This is a genomic window from Mesorhizobium sp. LNJC405B00, assembly GCF_000502615.1.
Classification (GTDB): domain Bacteria; phylum Pseudomonadota; class Alphaproteobacteria; order Rhizobiales; family Rhizobiaceae; genus Mesorhizobium.
This window is the reverse complement of the sequence record NZ_AYWC01000036.1, coordinates 1-20,128: the sequence shown is the minus strand read 5'-3', so window position 1 is coordinate 20,128 and position 20,128 is coordinate 1. Positions and strand designations below refer to the sequence as shown.

General features: G+C 61.8%; 20 protein-coding genes and 2 pseudogenes. 7 read left to right on the top strand and 15 right to left on the bottom strand.

Annotated features, from left to right (window positions below; translation table 11 throughout):
• Window positions 1–151: 151 nt before the first annotated feature.
• The 5 genes and pseudogenes from X756_RS137115 to X756_RS1000000170680 form a co-directional block, all read right to left on the bottom strand.
• Entirely contained in the window at window positions 152–865 is a 714-nt protein-coding gene (locus tag X756_RS137115; protein WP_023684830.1) for an ABC transporter permease, read from the bottom strand.
• A gap of 105 nt (window positions 866–970) precedes the next feature.
• A pseudogene (locus tag X756_RS137120) lies at window positions 971–1,927 on the bottom strand (cation diffusion facilitator family transporter); the annotation flags it as partial.
• A gap of 5 nt (window positions 1,928–1,932) precedes the next feature.
• Window positions 1,933–2,193 (bottom strand): metal-sensing transcriptional repressor, encoded by a 261-nt coding sequence (locus tag X756_RS137125; protein ID WP_023684828.1) that lies wholly within the window; start codon window positions 2,191–2,193, stop codon window positions 1,933–1,935.
• Window positions 2,194–3,167: 974 nt separating this feature from the next.
• Window positions 3,168–3,629 (bottom strand): LysR family transcriptional regulator substrate-binding protein, encoded by a 462-nt coding sequence (locus X756_RS1000000170685; protein WP_245264599.1) that lies wholly within the window; start codon window positions 3,627–3,629, stop codon window positions 3,168–3,170.
• A 344-nt stretch (window positions 3,630–3,973) separates the two neighbouring features.
• Window positions 3,974–4,105, bottom strand: a pseudogene (locus tag X756_RS1000000170680) (LysR family transcriptional regulator); the annotation flags it as partial.
• Between the two features lie 269 nt (window positions 4,106–4,374).
• Here X756_RS1000000170680 and X756_RS137130 point away from each other — a divergent pair.
• The 4 genes from X756_RS137130 (at window position 4,375) to X756_RS137145 (ending at window position 8,023) form a co-directional block, all read left to right on the top strand.
• On the top strand, window positions 4,375–5,034 hold the full coding sequence (locus X756_RS137130) for an ABC transporter permease subunit (RefSeq protein ID WP_023683618.1): 660 nt from the start codon (window positions 4,375–4,377) through the stop codon (window positions 5,032–5,034).
• Between the two features lie 12 nt (window positions 5,035–5,046).
• Entirely contained in the window at window positions 5,047–5,796 is a 750-nt protein-coding gene (locus X756_RS137135) for an ABC transporter permease subunit (RefSeq protein WP_023731781.1), read from the top strand.
• Window positions 5,797–5,846: 50 nt separating this feature from the next.
• The gene (locus X756_RS137140; RefSeq protein WP_023829978.1) at window positions 5,847–6,695 is read left to right on the top strand and encodes a transporter substrate-binding domain-containing protein; all 849 of its coding nucleotides are present in this window, start codon (window positions 5,847–5,849) and stop codon (window positions 6,693–6,695) included.
• 74 nt (window positions 6,696–6,769) lie between these two features.
• Window positions 6,770–8,023, top strand: coding sequence for a CapA family protein (locus tag X756_RS137145; protein ID WP_023731779.1), 1,254 nt, complete (start codon window positions 6,770–6,772; stop codon window positions 8,021–8,023).
• Window positions 8,024–8,039: 16 nt separating this feature from the next.
• Here the strand turns inward: X756_RS137145 and X756_RS0135935 are convergent, their stop codons facing one another.
• Complete coding sequence (locus X756_RS0135935) at window positions 8,040–8,552, bottom strand: helix-turn-helix transcriptional regulator (protein ID WP_245260152.1); 513 nt, start codon at window positions 8,550–8,552, stop codon at window positions 8,040–8,042.
• A 165-nt stretch (window positions 8,553–8,717) separates the two neighbouring features.
• On the opposite strand from X756_RS0135935, the gene X756_RS137150 reads away from it, so the two are divergent.
• Both X756_RS137150 and X756_RS1000000170225 read left to right on the top strand, forming a co-directional pair.
• A complete protein-coding gene (locus X756_RS137150) occupies window positions 8,718–8,954 on the top strand; it encodes a helix-turn-helix domain-containing protein (protein WP_023716174.1) in 237 nt (78 codons plus the stop codon).
• A 276-nt stretch (window positions 8,955–9,230) separates the two neighbouring features.
• Window positions 9,231–9,476, top strand: a complete 246-nt coding sequence (locus X756_RS1000000170225; protein ID WP_023804518.1) for a hypothetical protein — start codon at window positions 9,231–9,233, stop codon at window positions 9,474–9,476.
• 204 nt (window positions 9,477–9,680) lie between these two features.
• Here the strand turns inward: X756_RS1000000170225 and X756_RS137155 are convergent, their stop codons facing one another.
• The 8 genes from X756_RS137155 to X756_RS137190 form a co-directional block, all read right to left on the bottom strand.
• Entirely contained in the window at window positions 9,681–10,757 is a 1,077-nt protein-coding gene (locus tag X756_RS137155) for an ABC transporter ATP-binding protein (RefSeq protein ID WP_023716175.1), read from the bottom strand.
• Window positions 10,754–11,554, bottom strand: a complete 801-nt coding sequence (locus X756_RS137160) for an ABC transporter permease (protein WP_023716176.1) — start codon at window positions 11,552–11,554, stop codon at window positions 10,754–10,756. The genes X756_RS137155 and X756_RS137160 overlap by 4 nt, the downstream gene beginning before the upstream one ends.
• 1 nt (window position 11,555) lies before the next feature.
• Window positions 11,556–12,416: an ABC transporter permease gene (locus X756_RS137165; RefSeq protein ID WP_023829979.1), complete on the bottom strand. Its 861-nt coding sequence runs from the start codon at window positions 12,414–12,416 to the stop codon at window positions 11,556–11,558.
• 59 nt (window positions 12,417–12,475) lie between these two features.
• Entirely contained in the window at window positions 12,476–13,480 is a 1,005-nt protein-coding gene (locus tag X756_RS137170; protein WP_023716178.1) for an ABC transporter substrate-binding protein, read from the bottom strand.
• Between the two features lie 35 nt (window positions 13,481–13,515).
• Window positions 13,516–14,958, bottom strand: a complete 1,443-nt coding sequence (locus tag X756_RS137175; RefSeq protein WP_023731778.1) for an aldehyde dehydrogenase — start codon at window positions 14,956–14,958, stop codon at window positions 13,516–13,518.
• 10 nt (window positions 14,959–14,968) lie between these two features.
• Window positions 14,969–16,006 carry an LLM class flavin-dependent oxidoreductase gene (locus tag X756_RS137180; RefSeq protein ID WP_023697483.1) on the bottom strand — a complete coding sequence of 346 codons (1,038 nt, stop codon included), beginning with the start codon at window positions 16,004–16,006 and terminating at the stop codon, window positions 14,969–14,971.
• Window positions 16,003–17,802: an alpha/beta fold hydrolase gene (locus X756_RS137185; protein WP_023716180.1), complete on the bottom strand. Its 1,800-nt coding sequence runs from the start codon at window positions 17,800–17,802 to the stop codon at window positions 16,003–16,005. Before X756_RS137185 ends, X756_RS137180 begins: the two co-directional genes overlap by 4 nt.
• Window positions 17,795–18,382, bottom strand: coding sequence for an amino acid synthesis family protein (locus X756_RS137190; protein WP_023716181.1), 588 nt, complete (start codon window positions 18,380–18,382; stop codon window positions 17,795–17,797). Before X756_RS137190 ends, X756_RS137185 begins: the two co-directional genes overlap by 8 nt.
• 133 nt (window positions 18,383–18,515) lie before the next feature.
• Between X756_RS137190 and X756_RS137195 the strand changes: the two genes are divergently transcribed.
• Window positions 18,516–19,187, top strand: a complete 672-nt coding sequence (locus tag X756_RS137195; protein WP_023716182.1) for a GntR family transcriptional regulator — start codon at window positions 18,516–18,518, stop codon at window positions 19,185–19,187.
• A gap of 622 nt (window positions 19,188–19,809) precedes the next feature.
• Here X756_RS137195 and X756_RS1000000169640 read toward each other — a convergent pair.
• The coding region (locus tag X756_RS1000000169640) for a hypothetical protein (RefSeq protein ID WP_032999684.1) at window positions 19,810–20,128 on the bottom strand (319 nt) is incomplete at its 5' end.

The following is a 20,128-nucleotide window of genomic DNA, read 5'->3' as shown; positions in this document are numbered from 1 at the left end:
GGCGCCGTACATCCAGGCGTAGGTGGCGCGTTCCTGATCTTTCTTAGGCATGGCCATTTGCATCATCCTCCCGGAATCCAGCAGCCTTGCGTGCCGCAGCTTCTCTTCGCCTTTTCCTAAGAAAGGAGAGGGTCTGTGGACAGCTGTGGCTCTATCCGGCTGTAAGTTGCCAGACCGCTACGCTGGCGAGGGCAAGGCCCGCTGCGCCTTCGATTGCTCGCGATATGGTATCGAACAGCCGTGGCCTGCTGTCGAAAAAATGCACCAGGCGCTCCCGAAACAAGATCGACAGTACCGCCACGCTGGACAGCGTTAGGGCCACGCCCACCATCATGGTGATTGCGAACAGAATTCCAGCTCCCGGCACCCCTCTGGAAATCGCGAAGGTCATGACAAAAAGGGTCAGCGGGCACGGAATCAAACCGGCCATGACTCCAACGGCCTCGCCCTCATGCTTGTGATGGTGGCCGTGGCTCACCGAACGCCAAAGCATCCAGACGCCGATCAGCCCGAGCAGACCGCGACTCACACCCTCAAGCAGTGGTGCGCGTCCAACGCTGCCCAATGCAATCGAGACGAGCGGCAGGGAGAATACGGCGATCAGCACCGCTGTCGCCACGTGAGTGAAGGACAGCGTAATCGACACCAGGAGGCCGCGCGAAACCTTCGCATCCGAACCTGCAAGGTAAGTCGCCAAGACAGCCTTACTGTGGCCGGGCGTCAGAGCATGTGCCGCACCGAACAGGAGGCCCATCGGCAGAAAGGCAAGGAACGCAAGCCAATCACCGCCAACTGACAGCAGCTTTATCTGATCTGCGAGCGCCAGGTATATGGAGCGCTGAAATTCGACAAGCGCCTGGAACATCAGCCGAGACCGGCAAAAGCGAGTGGTTTCCGGCAGTTGTCAGTGCTGGTGGCCGTGATGTTCGCCCTGATCATGAGAGTGCGGATGCTCGTGCTCACCTTGGTCGGTCGAAAACCGGATGTTGGCAGCTGCGAGCGCCGGCATGTGTTCGAACAGTTCGTTCTCCAGCGCCGCCGTGATCTTGTTTGCCTCTGAGAGAGGCAAGGTTCCGTCGGCTGCAATAGCGATGTCGGCATGCAACTTGTGGCCAATCCAGCGGGCCTTGGCGTCGACAACGCGAGCACCCTGCACATGCGCAGCGGCATGCTGAATTTCGGCCATCACGCCCGGCTCGACGCCGTCGAGCATGCGGGTGAGCACTGAGCGCGCCGATTGCCAGACGATACCGAATATAGCGACCGTGATGAGAAGCCCGATGATCGGGTCGGCCAGTGGAAATCCGAGCCAGACGCCCATGGCGCCGATGACCACTGCAAGGCTGGTAAGCCCGTCGGTGCGGGCATGGTAGCCGTCGGCGACGAGCGCCGCACTGTTGATTTCCCTGCCGATACGGATGCGAAACACCGCGACGGCCTCATTCCCGAGGAAGCCGACAATGCCCGCCGCGGTCAGCCAACCGAGATGAGTCACTGCCTGCGGACTGACCAGGCGCTCGATAGCCTGGTACCCGGCGACGATGGCGCTGAACAGAATGATCAGCACGATAATGATACCGGCCAGATCCTCTACCCTGCCAAGGCCGTAGCTGAAGGTCCGTGACGGCTTGCGTCGTGCCAGCATGAATGCGATCCAGAGCGGAATGGCGGTTGTGGTGTCGCCTATGTTGTGGATCGTATCGGCCAACAGCGCCACGCTGCGTGACACCAACACCACGGCCATCTGCAATGCCGCCGTCATGGCCAAGATGACGAACGACCATTTGACGGCCCAGATGCCGCGGTCAGTGGTTGCAATCGTTGCGTCGATGACCCCGTGCGTATGGCCGTGCGAGCCATCGTCATGAGCATGCGCGTCATGATCATGTGACCCGAAGCCGAACCAATCCAAGACGCGTGCGCCGATACTGGTCATAGGTATTTCGCCAGTTGCTTGAGCTCTGCCAGCGAGTTGCCTCCCGCTTCCGTGTCGATCAGACAATGTTCGATATGATCGTGGATCAGTTCTCGCTTTGCGCTGCTGATGGCGCTCTCCACTGCATGGAGTTGCTGCGCCAGGTCCAGGCAGGATCGCTGCGCCTCGAACATGCCAAGCACGGATGCAAGATGCCCCTGTGCGCGCTTTAAGCGCTTCACGATAGCCGGATGAGAACTATGGATGCCTTCGGACATGCCCACCGGTATCCCCCCAGGGAGGATGCGTCAAGTATGATGTGAGGGCAGATCGGCTCTTGATCAGCCACCCCGCAGAGCGTGTATCCATGGCGCTGAATGGTTCCGGAAATTGGAATCTGGGCTTGAAAGGGCTTGCCCCTGTGCAATACAGGAACCAGCCATTAAACCTACCAACTCAATGATCCGTCCAACTTCGATGGGGTCAGTTCACGACCGGGCCTTTCTTTGCGTGGTGAAACTGAAGAAGCCCGTCGGTCGGATCAGCGGGCTTTGTGATGGATGGCCCGCGCCGGCTTCCGAGGCTGCGCGGGCCGACCATGACGAGTGAGGGACGCATCTTGGTCACCGGCCGGACCGCTGAAGAACGAGCCGGGTGTGACCGAACTGCCTTGGAGCGGGAATGTTCCCGGCTGACGCAAAAAGCCCGCCAGCATGAGCCGGCGGGCAATCGATCTGGAGTAGCTGGACTCATCCAGCATAGTTCAACGACGGCGGAAGGTTCGGTAGCAACCCGCGCTCGTCGCTCCCCAAGGATCCAGGGAGCGGCGAGTTGGTGCCCTGCGAGCGCGACACAGAAACTTCGCCGCGCCATGAAAGGACGGCGTGGAGCGCGCAAGCTCTGCAACAAGCTGCCGGCGCTCTGGGAGGTCTGTCCGCTTTTCGGATTGCCAGTGCCAGTCCAGACCAGCACCCTGCCTGGTGAGCGTAATCCCGCAATTGCCTGCGCTTAAGGCGGCGTAGGGCCGCCCATTGGGCGAGACTGGACTTCTAGACTGGAAGCCACCAATTCCTGCACCGCTTCGGGAACGGCCAACGGCACCATCTGCGCCGGATAGGGGCCGTCGATCCAGCCGTTCGCGGAGCGCTCGCTATCAGTTTGGCCGTTCAGGCTAGCCATTCGCGCCACTTCGCAGAAAGCCTCCCGGTTGGGCCTTATGCGGCACGTCCCAACCGAAATAAACCATGGCCGGCTAGGACGACGTCTGGAGAAACTGTTGCTCTCTCGTCGGCGTCTTCGAAAACGCTGTGATTATCGCCTCGAGCGATACATTCAAGGCGTTGGAAAAGGTCCTTCCCCTCTGCCAAATCGCCACGTAGTGATAGAGCGCGGACGGTTCCACTGGCCTTACTCCCAGCTGAAACGCCGCGTACTCACGTGCGATGATCTCGTTTGTGATCGAAATGCCCAGGCCAGCCGAAACGTATCCGGCTTCGTGACCGTTGCAATCGAATTCCACCAGTATGTCCGGCTCAACGCCGGCGAAGCGCAAGGCATTGAAGTTCATCTGGTGGGCGGCAAACTGGGGATCGATATCGACGATCGTTTCGCCTGCCAGGTCTTGCGCCTCGATACAGGTCTGTTTTGAAAAGCGGTGGTCGGGATGAAAAATGCATACGTTTCGTGCCGACCCAAGCGGCGCCCATTCAAACAAGCCTGGATCCAGAGGCAGTCTCGAATTCCAAGATCGGCGCGGCCGGCCAGGATGTGTTCGCCGATCTGCTCGTAGCTTCCAGAAATCGACCGGACATTCGAAGCGGTCTTTGAGCGGATAATCGCCACGACCTTGGGCAAGGTCACGAAACCGAAAACAGAGGGCGCGGCAATCGCAATCCGCTGCTTTTCCTCGTTCTTCATAGCGAAGATCGACGCGTCCAGGCGATCCAGCGACGTCAGGGCCAGTTCTACGTTTCGCAGGAGTTCCCAGGCTTCCTGCAAGGGGACGATGCGGTTGGCTGATCTCTTGAAGAGTGTGATGCCGAGCGTGGTCTCAAGCTGCTTCACATGTTGACTGACGGCCGGCTGGCTTATCCCGAGCGCAGCCGCCGCCCGCCTAGTCGAACCGGCCCGCAACACTTCCCGGAAGACCTTCAGCTGACGGAGCTTGAGGTCGCTCTGCAACAACTCCATTCCCTGCGCGCCTTTCCCTGATAACCACCCGGCGGCAGACAACGCCAACCTGGGGAGCAACGAACTGCCTCAGTATATAACGACGCGTTATAGATAAAATAATAAAAGTTATAGATTGAGTGTGTAAATTTAAGCGTTAGAATTGGCCAGTATCTCAAATTAACTGCACATTAGAAATATAACAACTCGCAACCTTGGGTTATATGGCTTGGTCTCGGCAATAAAGACCGGCGTATCCTGCGGCAATTGCGAGCCGAGGAAAGCGCCCCATGGGTGGTTTTACTACTCAGTTTGTTGTCGCACTTACCGTGACCATAAGCCTGGCTCTTGTCAGCGGCTGCCTGGGTACGGCATTCGGGCTGTTTTTGGCGATTTCGAAGGGCACGGCAAAGCCGCGCCTCAACGCGGTCGTGGCCGCCTACACCACAGTCGTCCGTGGTGTACCAGAACTTCTCGTTATCCTGCTCATCTACTTCGGCGGAACCACGCTCGCCAGCAAGATCGCCGGCCGGTATGTCGAGGTGAACGCATTCACCGCAGGGGTTATCGCGCTCTCGGTCATTTTCAGCGGTTATGCGACCGAAGTGTTTCGCGGCGCGATTGCGGCAGTGCCAGCGGGCCAAACCGAAGCGGCAAAGTCGCTTGGGCTGAACGCCTGGCAGCGCTGGATGTTCGTCATCGGTCCGCAGATGCTGCGGCTGGCGCTGCCTGCCTATGGCAATCTCTGGATTTCGCTCTTCAAGGATACCGCACTGGTTTCGATCGTCGGCCTGACCGACATCATGCGCGTTGCGTATGTGGGGGCCGGATCCTTGCGCGCACCATTGACCTTCTACCTTGCGGCCTCCGCTCTCTATCTGTCGCTGACCACCGTCACGTTGCTGTCGATCCGGCTGACTGAGCGGCGCTATCCGGCTCTCGGCCGGTAGGAGGGAAGGCCCATGAACCTCGGCTTGATATTTGACGCACTGGTTGTCTTGCCCTCGGGCATCGGTCTTACATTGATCCTGACGGTGTTGTCGCTGACGGCCGGATTTCTTCTGTCCGTGCCGCTGGCCTTCATGCGCGCTTTCGGACGCCCCGGCCTCTCGCTCGCAGTGCTCTCATACACCTATGTGATCCGCGGAACGCCGATGCTTGTTCAGCTCTTCCTGCTCTATTACGGCCTCGCTCAGATCGAGGCGGTGCGGGCCAGCATCTTCTGGGTGATCCTGCGCGACCCCTTTTGGTGCGCCCTTCTGACATTTTCGCTGAACAGCGCGGCACACACCACCGAAATCCTGTGCCGTGGTCTCCAGTCCGTGCCTAAGGGTGTCACCGAGGCGGCCACGTCTCTGGGCTTGAAACGCTTCCAGATCGCTCGCCTGGTCACCTTCCCGATCGCTTTCAGGATATCGCTCCCGGCCTACGGCAACGAGATCGTCGGGATGATCAAGGGCTCGTCCCTGGCCAGCACCGTGACGCTTCTCGAGATCACCGGGATGGCGAGACAGATGGTGTCGACCACGTTCGCGCCGTACGAGATCTTCGTCGTCGCCGGAGCGATCTACCTATCGCTCACCTCGATCGCGGTGAAAGCGATCCAGTTGCTGGAGCGATGGCTCTCGGGCGACGGCCATCCGGTGCGTCGACGAAAGGCGCGATTGCGCCCCGCCCTACCTGATCCAGAGATCACGACGCCCCTGCCCTGACGCCGCAGGTTCTGGGCTCCCTCCATCACAAACCAAAGAAGAGGTGCATCATGCGCATACCCCTGGCTATTGCTGTTTCTGTCGCATCCCTGATGTCGGCATTCCCCGCCGGCGCCGAAAGCGCGCGCGTCATATCGATCGCCTCCGAAGGCGCCTCGCCTCCCTGGGACAGCACCGACGCGAACGGTCAACTCTATGGCTACGATATCGATGTCGGACTGGAACTGTGCCGTCGCATCGAGATCAAATGTACCTTCGTCCCGCAGGATTGGGACGGGATCATCCCGGCACTGCTTGTCGGCAAGTTCGACGTCATCATGTCCGGCATGGCGATCACGGAAAAACGCAAGCAGTCGATCGCGTTCTCGATCCCCTACGCCACCGGCTTCAACCAGTTCGTTGTGCGCAAGGACCTGGGCCTCGACGCCGGCGACATCAAGCAGAAGGTCAACCTTTCGACCATCGGCGACAAGGAAAAGGCGACCATCGAGCGCCTCAGATCGACACTCGCCGGCAGGGCGATCGGGGCCCTGCGCTCGTCGAATTCGGAAGCAGTGGTGAAGGAAATGCTGGGCGATGTCGTGACCATCCGCAGTTATGACAGCCAGGACAACATGAAGCTCGATCTTGCTGCAGGTCGCATCGACGGCGGTCTGGCCGACTATTTCACGTGGCGAGATTTTCTGGAGACGCCTTCCGGCTCGGATGTGGTGTTTTTCGGCCCTGAACTGAATGGCGGGCTCTGGGGGCCGGGCGTCGGCGCAGGTCTGCGCAAAGACGATACGGAGTTGCTCGCCAGGTTCAACGCGGCCATCGACGCGGCCACCAAGGATGGGACGATCAAGGCGCTGAGCCTGAAATGGTTCAAAAGCGATATCTCGCCTGCAGTCGCGCAATAGGCAGCAACCGACTTCGACATTGACGTGGCGCCGGCCGGAATGCCAGCGCCCTCCCCTCCTTCAAGGCGAGCCCCATGAAAGACCAGTTCTGCGCGGTCGTTACCGGCCAATCCCTGATCAAGCACGATATCCGTGACATCAAAGACGAACGCTTCATCGCGGTTACGGACTTCCTGCGACAAGGCGACGTCGTCTTCACCAACTTCGAGTCGACGATCCTGGGCAAGCACGGCGGGTGGCCGACCAAGGGCAAATACTTCGGATATTCCAGGGCTGAAGTGCTCGACGCATTGCAGGCGAACGGTTTCAACGCGCTTGCGCTCGCAAACAACCACGCCTTCGATCTCGGCGTTGGCGGCATCCTGTCGACGCTGGAGGAGGTGGAAGCGCGGGGCTTCCTCCATGCCGGCATCGGGGCCGACGAGACGGATGCGAGGAAACCGGGCCGCCGCCAGCTGGGCGCGCGCGAGGTCGCACTTCTTGCGATGGATGCAGGCCCTGGCCCGACCAACATGTATGCCGAAGACCGTACGGCCTTCCGGCCGGCTCGGCCGGGCGTCAATCGCCTGAGCACCGTTCGCAAGATGGGGGTGCCGGACGGACATTTCAGCAGACTGGCAAGGCTGGGCGCCCATTTGCAAAGCTCCCCGTTTGAACTGGCCAACTATGCGCAACCGGAGGACCCGGTAGAGGTGGCAGCCGGCAAGGAGATCAATTTCTACGGCACCGTGTTCACGCAAGCCGCCGATTTCGGCCGCCTCATCGAAGTCGACCAGCAGAGCGCAGCCATCCATCTGTCCGCCATCCGGCACGCCGCGGCACAAGGCGATTTCGTCATTGCCTATCTGCACCACCATCATTGGGAACCAGGTTGGCAGAACGTGCCGCGCTGGGTGCAGGCCTTTGCCAGGATGTGCATCGACGCCGGCGCCAACCTGTTCGTCAGCCACGGTGCTCCGGTGCTGCAGGCAGTGGAAATCTACAATGGCTCGCCGATCTTCTACGGCCTCGGAAATTTCCTTTTCCACGTCCACCCGAAGGAAACCGAATGGGATCCACCGGAAGTCTGGCAAAGCATCGTCGCGGCCTGCCGCTATGATGGGAGCGGAAACCTCGCAGGAATAGACCTCCTGCCCGTCGTGATCGGCGCGAAAGCTCAGTCTCTCGGATCAGCAACGGGCAGATTGGTACCCGTCGCCGTCGCTGGAAGCGCGGCGCGAGACATCCTCGAGGGATTCGCGACCCGATCGCGGGCGTTCGGCGTCGAAATCGAAGTGTCCCCGACTTGCGGCCGCATCGCCCTGCCCGCTGCACGAAAATTCGGCTGACGGCCCGACCGACCGCTCACACCGTCTTGCATTCCGCCGGCGGGGACTCGCCGCCCGTCTCGCTATCTGCCTTTGTGTCTAGCTGGGCCAGTTCTTCTCCTAACGCCGCGATCAGGGACGAGACGCGACCGCGCACACGCGGCGGAAGTTTCACTAGCCCTTCAATCAGTCGCCGACCCTCCGCGCTGGCAATGAAATCCAGGCGCTCATCGACCGGCAGGGGCCGCGCCTCGACGCGGGTTTCATCGTTTCCCGGCAGGCCTTCAAAGAAGCGGCCGACAGGAACGCCGAGCGAACTGGCGATCTCGTAGAGCATCGACGCGCTCACGCGATTGCGCGCGTTCTCGTATTTCTGCAGCTGCTGGAAACTGATGCCGATGGATCGGGCAAGCTGGGCTTGCGATACGTCCGATTGGACGCGAACCGTCGCAATCTGCCTGCCGACATGCTGATCGGCGGGATGCGGGTCGCTTTCGATCTTCGGCTTCGGCCCCGTCCGAAGGAGGACTGAGCGTTGCGGTTTCAACAAGGCCTTTCGATCCTCCATTAGTCAGCCGGACAGAGAGTCTGTCGCCACGCGCCGGGCTCTCCGCACCGATGTGATCTGCAGGTCGACTCGCCATTTTATATACCTTATGGGGTGCAAAATGACCCTATTGGTGGCAAAGAAAATCTGCCTGCCGATTGTGGCCTCATGGTCAGTCCACGACAGATTCGAGCCGCACGAGCTTTGCTTGGTTGGTCGCAGCAGGAGCTTGCGGACAAGGCAATCGTGTCGCTGAACGCTCTGACCCGGTTGGAAAACGGCAAGGTAGATTCCCGGATCAGCACTTTGCAGGCCATTGAGGCGGCCCTGATAAAGGCGGGTGTCGAATTCTTATCCGCTGGTCAAAAGGGTGAAGGTGTTCGGCTCTTAGATCCTCAGGCTTGAATGTCCCGTTGGCGGAAGGACAGGTTCTCGCAGCTGCAACCGCCACAACTACCCTCCGGCGGGTGACGAGAGGCAAAGTCGTGGTATTGTCGGAATCAGCCATGATCCGAGTTTCCTGAAGCTTGGTTGTGGTCAGGCTGGGATGACTCCCCGACGCACGTCCTCAGCCGAGTCCAAATGTGAGCCCCTGCTCCTATGAAACTTTGGAAGCAGAAAAACTATGTGAGCTATTTCATATCACATGAGCCATAAGTGATCAACTTGAAATTAGATGATATGAAAGAAATTATGGGCGCCCAGATCAGAGGAGCGCGAGGATTAATACGTTGGAGTGCCGAAGATTTGGCCGATGCGGCGAGCGTGGGAGTAGCCACAGTTAGGCGCGCAGAAGCTGCGGATGGCGTCCCTCCAATCACAATAGCAAATCGGAATGCGATCCGTGGTGCCCTGGAAAGGGCGGGCATCGAGTTCATTTCGGAAAACGGCGGTGGCGCTGGCGTGCGCTTGGCCAAACGGCAATAGCGAACAACGCGCAGCTTCGAGCGATCGTCTAAATCTCATCGCCGACGTCCCGCTTGCTTTTTGCACTAGGTGCGGCCATCCGCACAGGTGACATTGAACGACTGAAAAGGGGCCGAAAGGGGACTGTCAGCTTCTAAGCACGAATTTTCACAAGCGGACTTTCATGCCGCAATGGAATCGACCTGACAGGGCGCAATCCAAGCCCTAGCCAGGGAACAGGAATGCCGAGGCAGGATCGAAGAAAATGCGTTGACCCGGTGCGATGGCGCTGTCCGCTTCCTCTGCATCGGAGGTTGGCCTGACGTCGATATCTTCTCCGGCCGCCGTGCGCGCCACGATGCGCCGGCGGTCGCCGAAGAAGGCGGTATCGACGATCTCGACGCCGAGTGCTGCGCTCGCTGGCCCGGGCGTCAGGCGGAAGGCTTCGGGGCGTACCATCAGGCGCACCTTTTGACCTTGACCAAAGGATGTTGTCGTCTTTACGCCGGTCACGATCGAGCCGTCGGCCAGGCGGACCGTCGACGCGCCACCTGCGGTTAGCAGATGCTCGGCCGGCAGGAAATTCGAGTTGCCGATGAAGCCGGCGACAAACTCGCTCGCCGGCCGGAGGTAAAGATCCTCACCGGTGCCGATCTGTTCGATACGGCCTTCCCTGAACAGAGCGATGCGATCCGAAAGATGCAGCGCCTCCTCCTGGTCATGCGTGACATAGAGGATCGTGACGCCTGTCTCGCGGTGGATGCGGCGGATCTCGGCCTGGATCTCCTGGCGCAACTTCTTGTCGAGTGCCGACAGCGGTTCGTCCATCAAGAGGATCGGTGGGTCGTAGGCCAGCGCGCGTGCAAGCGCCACGCGCTGCTGCTGGCCGCCAGACAGCGCGCCCGGATGGCGGTCGGCGAAGTTTTCGAGGCGCACCAGCGCCAGCATGTCGGCAACCTTGCGCTTGACCTCACCGTCGGGCCGGCGGCGCACGCGCAGCGGAAAGGCGACGTTCTCGGCGACGCTCAGATGCGGAAAAAGGGTGTAGCGCTGGAACACCATGCCGATGTTGCGCTTGTGCGACGGCACCGAAAGCAGCGATCTGTCCTCCAGGAGCACATCGCCCGAGCTCGGATCCTGGAAACCGGCGATGGCGTACAGCGTGGTCGACTTGCCGGAGCCCGACGGGCCGAGGAACGTCAGGAACTCGCCCTTGGGCACATCGACGGTGACGTCGTGGACGGCGACGAAGGCACCGAACGTCTTTCTTACTGCGCGTATGGACAGGAAGGGAGGGATCATCTGGTCAATTTTCTGCGAAGGAGTGCGGTCACGATCATCAGGCACAAGGTCAAGCCGACAAGCAGGCTGGAGGCGGCGGCGACGACCGGGCTGAGGTCGGCGCGCAGGCTGCCCCAGATTTTCACCGGCAAGGTTTGCAAGCTCGGGCTCGCCATGAAGATCGCCACCACGACCTCGTCCCATGAGGCCAGGAAAGAGAAGATCGCCGCCGAGAAGATGCCGATCCTGATCGACGGCAAGGTGATCCTAAGCCTCGCCTGCAGCGGGCTGGCGCCGCAGACGATGGCCGCGTCCTCGATGGATTTGTCAAAACCCTCGAGCGCGGCCGTGATCGGAATGATGGCGAAAGGCAGCGCCAAGATGGTGTGGGCGATGACGAAGCCGACCGTGGTGCCGGCAAGGCCGATGCGCAGGAAGAAGGCGTAGATGGCGATGGCGAAAACGACCACCGGCAGCACCATCGGCGTCAACAGCAAGCCGCGCAGGACCTGGCGTCCGCGAAACTCACCCCTGACCAGGCTGAAGGAGGCGAACAGGCCGATGATGACGGCGAGGATAGCGGCCATGGCGGCAATTCGGGCACTGGTCAGAGCGGCATCGATCCAGGTCGGGTCGCCCAGTAATTGCTGATACCATTTCAGCGTCCAGCCGGGTGGCGGAAAGGCCAGCCAGCGCGACGAGCCGAATGACAGGAGCACGATGAAGACCACCGGCAGCAGCAGGAAAGCCGTGACGGCCGCCGTGAAGCCGCCAAGCACCATCCGCAGCCATCCGAGCCGTTCATAGTCGAGCAGCATGTCAGGTCCCTCCCCCGGCGCGCCTGGCCCCAACCAGGCGAAACTGGATCGCGTAGAGCGCCATGGTGACGGCAAGCAGGACAAAGGCGGCCGCACTGCCGAGCCCCCAGTTGAGCAGCGACTGCACCGTCTGGGCGATCATCTCGGCCAGCATCATGTTCGATGTGCCACCGAGCAGGGCCGGGGTGACGAAGTAGCCAAGCGACATGACGAACACCATCAGGCCGCCAGCAGCGACGCCGGGAAGCGACAGCGGCAAGAGGATGCGGCGGAAGGCCTCGAACGCGCTTGCGCCGCAAAGGGCTGCCGCGCGCAGCGTCATCGGGTCTATCGACCTCAGTGTGCCGACCAGCGGCAGGATCATGAAGGGCAGCATGATGTAGACCATGCCGATGGTGACGCCGGCCAGATTGTTGATGAGCGGCAGCGGTTCGTGAATGATGCCCAGGCCCATCAGTGCCCGGTTAATGACACCGGTGCGCTGCAGCAGCACCATCCACGCATAGGTGCGGGTAAGAAGGTTCGTCCACATAGACAGGATGATGATGCCGAAGACGATCGAGCCCAGGGCGGGCGGCATGATCGCCAGCATCCAGGCGACGGGGAACGCCACCAGGATGGTGACGGCGGTTACGACCGATGCAACCAGAAAGGTGTTGAGGAACACCCGCACATAGGTGCCGCTGCCGAACAGCGCCGCGTAGTTCTGTAAGCCCGGTTCGGGATCGGTGACGCTGCGCAGCAGCAGGGCGACCACCGGCACGATAAAGAACAGCCCGACCAGGAACAGGGCCGGCAAGGCGCTGCCACTGCCGGTCGGCAGGCCGACGATCGAGCCGCGTCTAGGAGAATTTCCTTGCATCGAGCGGTCCTGTCTCGAAACGGGGCGCGCAAGCCGCGCCCCGTCGGTCTGCAACGGTGTTACTTGGTCTGCCAGGCATACCAGCGCGTCGCGATCTCGTCGCGATGCTCGGCCCAGTAGTTCATGTCCAGGTTGATCTGGCCCTCGACATGGGCATCTGGCAGGGCCTTGACGGAATCGGCCGGCATCTCCGCCTTGGCCTTGGTGTTGATGGGCGCATAGCCGCTTGCTTCGGCGAATTTCGCTTGGCCGGTCGGGCTGGTGGCGGCGGCAAGGAACTTCATCGCGCTGGCCTTGTTCTTGGTACCCTTCGGCACGACGAGCACGTCGGCGGCGGTGAGGTTCTGGTTCCAGGAGACGCCGACATCGGTGCCGTCCTGCTGAAGGGCGAAGACGCGCCCGTTCCACAATTGCCCGAAGGCGGCCTCGCCGGAGGCGATCAACTGCTGCGACTCGGCGCCGCCGCCCCACCAGACGATGTCGGACTTGATGGTGTCGAGCTTCTTGAAGGCACGGGCGAGGTCGAGCGGATAGAGCTTGTCCGCCGGCACGCCGTCGGCCAGCAGAGCGATCTCGATCACGCCCGGCGCCGACCATTTGTAGAAGGTCCGCTTGCCGGGAAACTTCTTGGTGTCGAACATGTCGGCCCAGCCGGCCGGTTCGCTCGCGACCGCGCCCTTGTTCCAGGCGAGCACGAAGGAATAGTAGAAGCTGCCGACGGCATGCTCATTGCTGAAGCGCGGGTCGAGATCGGTCTTGGGCACGACCGCATAGTCGATCGGCTCGAGCAGTCCGTCCTTGGCGGCCTTGATGGCGAAATCCATCTCCACGTCGACGACATCCCAGGTGACGTTGCCGGCGTCGACCATGGCCTTGAGCTTGCCGTAGTCGGTCGGTCCATCCTGCAAAACCTTGATGCTGGAGCTGGCCTCGAAGGGGGCGGCCCAGGACTTGGTCTGCGCCTCCTGCGTGGTGCCGCCCCAGCTGGTGAACGCCATCTCATCGGCCTTGGCGGCTGTCGCCGCGAGCAGTCCGGCCAGCAGGCCGGTCAAAATCAATTTCATTGTCATTCTCCTCTGTTGGTCTGTTCTTGTTTTTCTCAGTGCACCTGCGTCCTGCGCAACTCAGCGCATGACGAAGGGATCGGGGATCGGCTCGTCCGAGGNCCTTCGCGGCCGAGGCCCGACAGACCGTAGCCGCCGAACGGAACGAGCGGCGATACGGCGCGATAGGTGTTGACCCAGACAACGCCGGCATGGATGTCGCGCGCCATGCGATGCGCCTTGCCGAGATTGCTGGTGAACACGCCGGAAGCCAGGCCGAACGGAGTGTCATTGGCGAGTGCCAGCGCCTGCGCTTCGCTGTCGAAGGCAAGCACGCTGAGCACCGGTCCGAACAATTCCTCCCGCACGCAGGGCAGGTCGCTGCCGCCGGCATCGATGATGGTCGGTGCGTAGTAGAAGCCGCTGCCGACTGGCCGTGTTCCACCGGTGACCAGCATGCCGCCCGCGGTGAGGCTTTCCGCGACAACCTTCTCGATCCAGTCGCGCTGCCGCAGCGTGGCGAGCGGACCCATTTCGGTCGCCGGATCCTGCGGATCGCCGATGCGAATCGCCTCGGCCTTGCGCTTCAGGCGAGCGAGGAATTCATCCTTCACCGAACGTTCAACCAGCAGCCGCGAGCCGGCGACGCAGCTCTGGCCGGTCGCCGCGAAAATGCCGGCGACCACCGCATTGGCGGCACTGTCGAGGTCGGCGTCGGCAAAGACGACGACCGGGCTTTTGCCACCGAGTTCGAGCGTGGTGTAGGCAAGGTTTTCCGCCGTGTTCCTGACGACGGCGCGCGCCGTCGACGGACCGCCGGTGAAGGCGACGCGCGAAACCAGCGGATGGCTGGTCAGGCGCCGGCCGCAATCATGGCCAAAGCCGGTGAGGATGTTGACGACACCGGCTGGAAAGCCGGCCTCATGAACCAATTCGGCAAAGGCAAGCAGCGGCGCCGGCCCATCTTCGGAGGCCTTGAGCACGATGGTGCAGCCGGCGGCGAGCGCCGGGCCGAGCTTGACGGCCGAGAGGAAGAGCTGCGAATTCCACGGCACCACCGCGGCAACGACGCCGATCGGTTCGCTGCGTATGGTGACGTCGAGATCCGCCTTGTCAACAGGCACATGCGTGCCTTCATGCTTGTCGGCAAGCCCGCCATAATAGCGGTAGTAGTCGCCGACATAGGCGATCTGGGCGCGGGTTTCGCGGATGATCTTGCCGGTGTCGCGCGTCTCGAGTTCTGCAAGGCGCCCGACATTGGCGGCGACGAGGTCGCCGAGCTTGACCAGCAGTTTTCCACGCGCTGTCGCAGTCATCCTTCGCCATAGGTCTGAGCGCAGTGCGCGGTGCGCCGCCCCGACGGCACGGTCGACATCGGCTTCGCTCGCCGCCGGCATCCTGGCCCAGGCCGTCCCGGCCGATGGGTCGACGCTGTCGAACGTGGCGGACGGCTCGTCGAAGCGGCCGTCGATGAAGTTCCTGAAAACAGCGTCGGTCATGGGCTCGCGATCAGAGGAAGGCCGGCATCACCCGGTCGATGAACAATTGCAGCGATTTCATCTTGCGCTGGTGCGAAAGGCCGCTGTCGATCCAGATCGAATACTGGTCGTAGCCGAGCGCCTCATAAGCCTTCAGCCGGGCGATGACCTCATCAGCCTCGCCAATTACCAGGTTCTGCCTGATCTTGTCCGGCGCGTATTGCGGCATGGCGGCGATCTCATCCGCCGTCAGCGGCTCCAATATGCCTTGATGCACCGGCTTCTTGTTCTGGAACCAGGCGCCGAACTGGCAGTAGAAAGTCGACAGGTCCTGGGTGAGGCGATCGGCATCGGTCGCGTCTTCGGCGACGAAGGTGTGCATCAAAAGCATGATTTCCGGTCTTTCGATCTCGGGATGCGCGGTGCAGGCGCCGTTAAAGCGCTGCATCAGGCTGGTCACCTCGTGATCGCCGGAAGCCAGCGGCGTCACCTGGACCTTGCAGCCATTGGCGACGGCGAAATCATGCGAATTCGGGTCGCGGGCCGCCACCCAGATCGGCGGGTAGGGTTTCTGCAGCGGCTTGGGCGAGGAGGTGGTGGCCGGGAATTGCCAGAACTCGCCGGAGAGTTCGAAGTCGCCGTCCCAGAGGCCGCGGATCGCCGGTATGATCTCGCGCATGCGCTGGCCGGCCCCCCAGGCGTCGAGGCCTGGAAAGATGCGCTGATATTCATAGCTGTAGGCGCCGCGCGCGATGCCGATGTCGAGCCGGCCGCCGCTGATTACGTCGGCCATCGCGGCTTCGCCGGCAAGCTTGATCGGGTGCCAGAAGGGCGCGATCACGGTTCCGGTACCGAGGCGGATGCGGCTGGTCTTGGCGGCGAGATAGGCGATGTTGATGAAGGGGTTCGGCGAGATGGTGAATTCCATGCCGTGATGCTCGCCGATCCAGGCGGTCTCGAACCCTGCCTGCTCGGCCAGCAGGACCAGTTCTTCTAGCTCGGTCACAAGCTCGGAATGCGGCTTGGCCAGGTCCGATCGTTCCATGTGCACGAAGAGCGAGAATTTCATCGCTGGTCACCTGTATTGACGGCGGAAGCGCCGGCGCTGGCGAGCGGCCGGACCTCGCCTTCGACATTGTTGCCGACATAGACACCGAATGCATCCACCGAGCATTCCCTGACATAGCGCGCGAGCATCGAGCGGATGGCCGGATCGGCGATCTTCAATCCTTCGATCGCGTCGATCTCGATCAGCCGGATGCCGCGATCGCTGGAAGCGGGCACGTCGAACGTGCCGCGATAGTAGACATGCGTGCGTGAAACAGTTCCGGCATCGTCCCAGACGGCGAAAAGGAAGCCGAGCTGAGCCTCAATGGCCTTTGCCACAAGCAACCCTCGGAGGCTATTGCCATCGCCCGCCGAGCCCAATCCCCGGCCACGCGGCAGTTCAAAACCGTCCGCGGTTTCCACGAACAGGATCCGGCCGCCATTTTCGAGGATGGCGCCAACATCGGTGCCGGGTTGGGTTGCGGCGAGCGCGTCCTGGCTGAGGCCGGGTGCGACATAGGCGCCGCGGCAATAGCCGAGCGGCTGCGAGGAATTGTGCTGGAAATCGCGGACGCGCCCAATGAGGATCGAATGATCGCCGGCCTCGACCAGTCGCTCCATGTCACAGTCGAAGGACGCGACGGAGCCGTCCAGCACAGGGCTGCCGGTCCGTCCCGGCCGCCAGGCAACGGCGGCGAACTTGTCGGCCACTTTCGAGGCGAAGATGCCGGACGCTGCCTTTTGACCCTCGTTGAGAACGTTGATGGCGAAGCTCTTCGATGTCGCGAAGACGGGATGGCCAAGCGCCTTGTGTGCGATGCAGACCAGCACCAGCGGCGGATCGAGCGAGACCGAGGTGAAGGAGTTGGCGGTGAAGCCGCGCGGCTCGCCTTCGGGGCCGATCGTGGTGACGATGGTGACGCCGGTGAGGAAGGAGCCAAGCGCACGGCGGAATTCGCCGCTGTCGAACCCGGTATTCGCTTGCGCAGGGCCGTCTTGTTCGGTCGCTTCGTCCTCGGTGAGGAAGTCAACGATGCAGCGCGTGGTGAGGTCCGGTGCCGCGACCGCCATCATGTGCTTCTCACCCGGCAGTACCGTGCAGCGGCCATGCGGCGCCAGGCGTGCCATCGCGGCTGACATTGCCGGTGAAGAGTTCCTGTCCTCGGAGCCGGTCATGAACAGGGCCGGCACGGCCAGCGTCGGCAGGCGATCAGCATGATCGCCGTCGGCACGAGTGAACAGGCGATAGGTGCGGGCATAGCCTTCCGGGTCGACCGCGCTCAGTGCGGATGCCGTCTTCTGCGCTGCCGCTTCCAACTCGACCGGCACCGGATCGCCGAACCAGCGGGCGATGGTCCGTGCCGTGCCGGCCGTATCGCTGCGGCCGTTGAGCGCCACCGCGCGCTGGCGAACGGCTTCGGCCAGTTCAGGTGTACGCCGGAACACGGCATTCAGTGAAACGATGCGGCGGACGCGCTCCGGTGCGCGCAGCGCGAGTTCCTGAGCAACGAGTGCACCCATCGAGTGGCCGACGACGGATACCTTGTCGAGGCCGAGATGGTCGAGGAGGCGAATGGCTTGGTCGGCATAATCGGCCAGTTCCGGATCTTGCGGTGGCAGCGGCGACTGACCATGGCCGAGCATGTCGATGGCGATCGCGTCGAAGCGGCCAGCCATGCGCTCGAGCTGCGGCTGCCAGATCGCAGCGTTCATGCCGACACCATGGATGAACAGCACTGGGGCACCGACACCGGCCCGGATGAAGCCGGTGCCGTCGGGCGCCGTGCCCTGTCGAGCCCATGCGGAAGCATCAGCCATGCACGTCCCCAAGCTCCTTGAGGTCCTGATAGCGGTCGCCGATGCGGTGATGCGGGCGACCGCCGATCGAAGCGCCAAGCGCGACCACCAGTTCGTCCGGCGCCGGCGCATCGCCGATCTGGAAATGCACGGTCAGGTAATGCGAGCGCCGTCCCTCGTCATTCTTATCCATTAGCGGGATCATGATCGGCGTGTTTGGCCCGCCGCGCAGATTGGTGAAGGCAAGATAGGTCTTGGCGCCGACGGCACGCCGATAATGATTGCCGAAATGGAGTGTGTGGATCAGCGCCGACGCATGCTCGATCTCGCCCGACGTACCGCAGATGGCGGCCTTGCCATAGCCCTCGATAGCCTCGCCGGAACCGGCGACGGCAACGATCTCGCGGGTCAGGATCTCCCCCAGCACCGGCGCACAGGCTCGGATTTGGGGCGACAGATCGTCGGTGAAGCCGCGACCGGCCCAGGGATTGGTCAGCACCGCGGCGACGCCGATAAGGCGCAGCGGCCGGGGGGTGGCCTTGCCGCCTTCGATCAGCGTGTTCTCGGTATAGGTCACGATCTTACGGATGGCGGTCTGCATTGGATTTCCTCGGGTAGGTGATGCCTCGGAACGTCCAATCCCGCTGTCATCTTATGGTATACCATGATATGGAGCGCCAAGTACCTTGTCAACCGGGCGTCGAATCTGTTTTGGTAGGGCGCAGGAGGCATACATGCCAGACGACAACCTTCGCATCGACCGCAGCGCCAAGACCTTGAGGACGCTGGCGCTGGAGCGCATGCGCGAAGCGATCATGGATTTCCATTTCCAGCCTGGCGAAAGGCTCGTCGAACGGCCGCTTTGCGACCAGCTCGGCGTCAGCCGTTCCGTCGTGCGTGAGGTTCTGCGGCAGCTGGAGGCAGAGGGGCTCGTGCAGATGATCCCTGGGCATGGGCCGGCCGTCGCCAGGCCGGACCTCGGCCGTACCGACGAGATCTACGAGCTTCGGGCTCTGCTTGAAGGCATCGCGGCCCGAGCCTGTGCCCTGTCGGCCACCGGCGAGCAGTTGGCAAGGCTCGAAGGGGCGCTGGCGGATTTGTTCGATGCGTGGGCGTCGGCGACGCCGCCTGCGGTGATGCGGGCGACGACCAAATTCTACGAGGCGCTGTTCGAGGCCGCCGACAAGCGTGTCGCCTGGGAAATCGTCTCCGGGCTGAATGTCCGCATCAACCAGCTTCGTTCGATGACCATCGTCTCGACCAACCGGCGCGAAGCGGCGATCACCGAGATGAATGAGATCATGGATGCGATAAGGGCGCGCAAGCCCGATGAAGCGGAAGCGGCGGCACGGCGACATGTCGAATCGGCGTGGCAGATCGCTCGAGATAAACTTCGCCTGGTCTAGGTCCGCGTGAGCCTAGCCTATCCAACCCTTCGAAGCGCCTTGCAGAAAATGTCTGCTTCCCGGCAACGAAAATGCAACTTTACGACTGAGATGACCCGCAAAGCGGTCCGGCAGCTTCGGAGCCGTATCCGGACGGTCTGCTTCTAGGAAGCGCTCGTCGGTAAGCTGCCGTTCGAGTTCACGGTCATCGAGCGAAGTTTGCCTTGTCAACTGACGAATACGCTGCTTTGACGACCAAGTTTAGCGGGCGCTCTTACCGGCCGGCNGCGAAGTTTGCCTTGTCAACTGACGAATACGCTGCTTTGACGACCAAGTTTAGCGGGCGCTCTTACCGGCCGGCACCTTGACGGCTGGAACAGGGCCGGTAGCGGATCGGCAGCTTGTGGAGCCACGCAGCCGAAGAGCGGTCATTCCATGACGTTGTTTACAGCTCCAGGAGGAGTGTCACTCCTCCTCGAATAACAACCTGCCATTCGTCAACGCCTCCTTCCAACCTAGGGAGAACCGCCGGAAATCAGGCTGTCAGATTGCACACCGTCGCGTGGAGTCATTCATCGCGCCAGTATGGGTGNGGGAGAACCGCCGGAAATCAGGCTGTCAGATTGCACACCGTCGCGTGGAGTCATTCATCGCGCCAGTATGGGTGGGAACAGCTGAATTGGCGCGAGCCAACCAGACGGCGTTTGGTCTCAGATATCGGTCCTCGGACGGGCAGATCATTCGCGGTCATGTTGGGTACGAAACTGTAACCCTGATCGACAAGCTGCAGTTTCAGCTCCGCCAGGTGGCGCCTGAATCCATTTTCGATGTAGCTGCGCGGATACCGCCATCCGTTCCTGCATGCTCGCACGAGAATGTCGGAATACAGTTCAGAGCTGGCAGCTTTCACCGCTTCTTCGGAAGTCAGTTTGCTGTTGGTTTGGGTACCTTCGGACAAGCAT

Excerpts from the sequence above, each read along its gene's own strand:
- X756_RS137165 (WP_023829979.1), bottom strand. The coding sequence starts at position 12,416 with ATGCAAGGAAATTCTCCTAGACGCGGCTCGATCGTCGGCCTGCCGACC.
- X756_RS137125 (WP_023684828.1), bottom strand. The coding sequence starts at position 2,193 with ATGTCCGAAGGCATCCATAGTTCTCATCCGGCTATCGTGAAGCGCTTA.
- X756_RS1000000170225 (WP_023804518.1), top strand. The coding sequence starts at position 9,231 with ATGAAAGAAATTATGGGCGCCCAGATCAGAGGAGCGCGAGGATTAATA.
- X756_RS137155 (WP_023716175.1), bottom strand. The coding sequence starts at position 10,757 with ATGATCCCTCCCTTCCTGTCCATACGCGCAGTAAGAAAGACGTTCGGT.
- X756_RS137185 (WP_023716180.1), bottom strand. The coding sequence starts at position 17,802 with ATGGCTGATGCTTCCGCATGGGCTCGACAGGGCACGGCGCCCGACGGC.
- X756_RS137170 (WP_023716178.1), bottom strand. The coding sequence starts at position 13,480 with ATGAAATTGATTTTGACCGGCCTGCTGGCCGGACTGCTCGCGGCGACA.
- X756_RS137145 (WP_023731779.1), top strand. The coding sequence starts at position 6,770 with ATGAAAGACCAGTTCTGCGCGGTCGTTACCGGCCAATCCCTGATCAAG.
- X756_RS137195 (WP_023716182.1), top strand. The coding sequence starts at position 18,516 with ATGCCAGACGACAACCTTCGCATCGACCGCAGCGCCAAGACCTTGAGG.
- X756_RS137130 (WP_023683618.1), top strand. The coding sequence starts at position 4,375 with ATGGGTGGTTTTACTACTCAGTTTGTTGTCGCACTTACCGTGACCATA.
- X756_RS137140 (WP_023829978.1), top strand. The coding sequence starts at position 5,847 with ATGCGCATACCCCTGGCTATTGCTGTTTCTGTCGCATCCCTGATGTCG.
- X756_RS137160 (WP_023716176.1), bottom strand. The coding sequence starts at position 11,554 with ATGCTGCTCGACTATGAACGGCTCGGATGGCTGCGGATGGTGCTTGGC.
- X756_RS137150 (WP_023716174.1), top strand. The coding sequence starts at position 8,718 with ATGGTCAGTCCACGACAGATTCGAGCCGCACGAGCTTTGCTTGGTTGG.
- X756_RS137180 (WP_023697483.1), bottom strand. The coding sequence starts at position 16,006 with ATGAAATTCTCGCTCTTCGTGCACATGGAACGATCGGACCTGGCCAAG.
- X756_RS137190 (WP_023716181.1), bottom strand. The coding sequence starts at position 18,382 with ATGCAGACCGCCATCCGTAAGATCGTGACCTATACCGAGAACACGCTG.
- X756_RS137115 (WP_023684830.1), bottom strand. The coding sequence starts at position 865 with ATGTTCCAGGCGCTTGTCGAATTTCAGCGCTCCATATACCTGGCGCTC.
- X756_RS137135 (WP_023731781.1), top strand. The coding sequence starts at position 5,047 with ATGAACCTCGGCTTGATATTTGACGCACTGGTTGTCTTGCCCTCGGGC.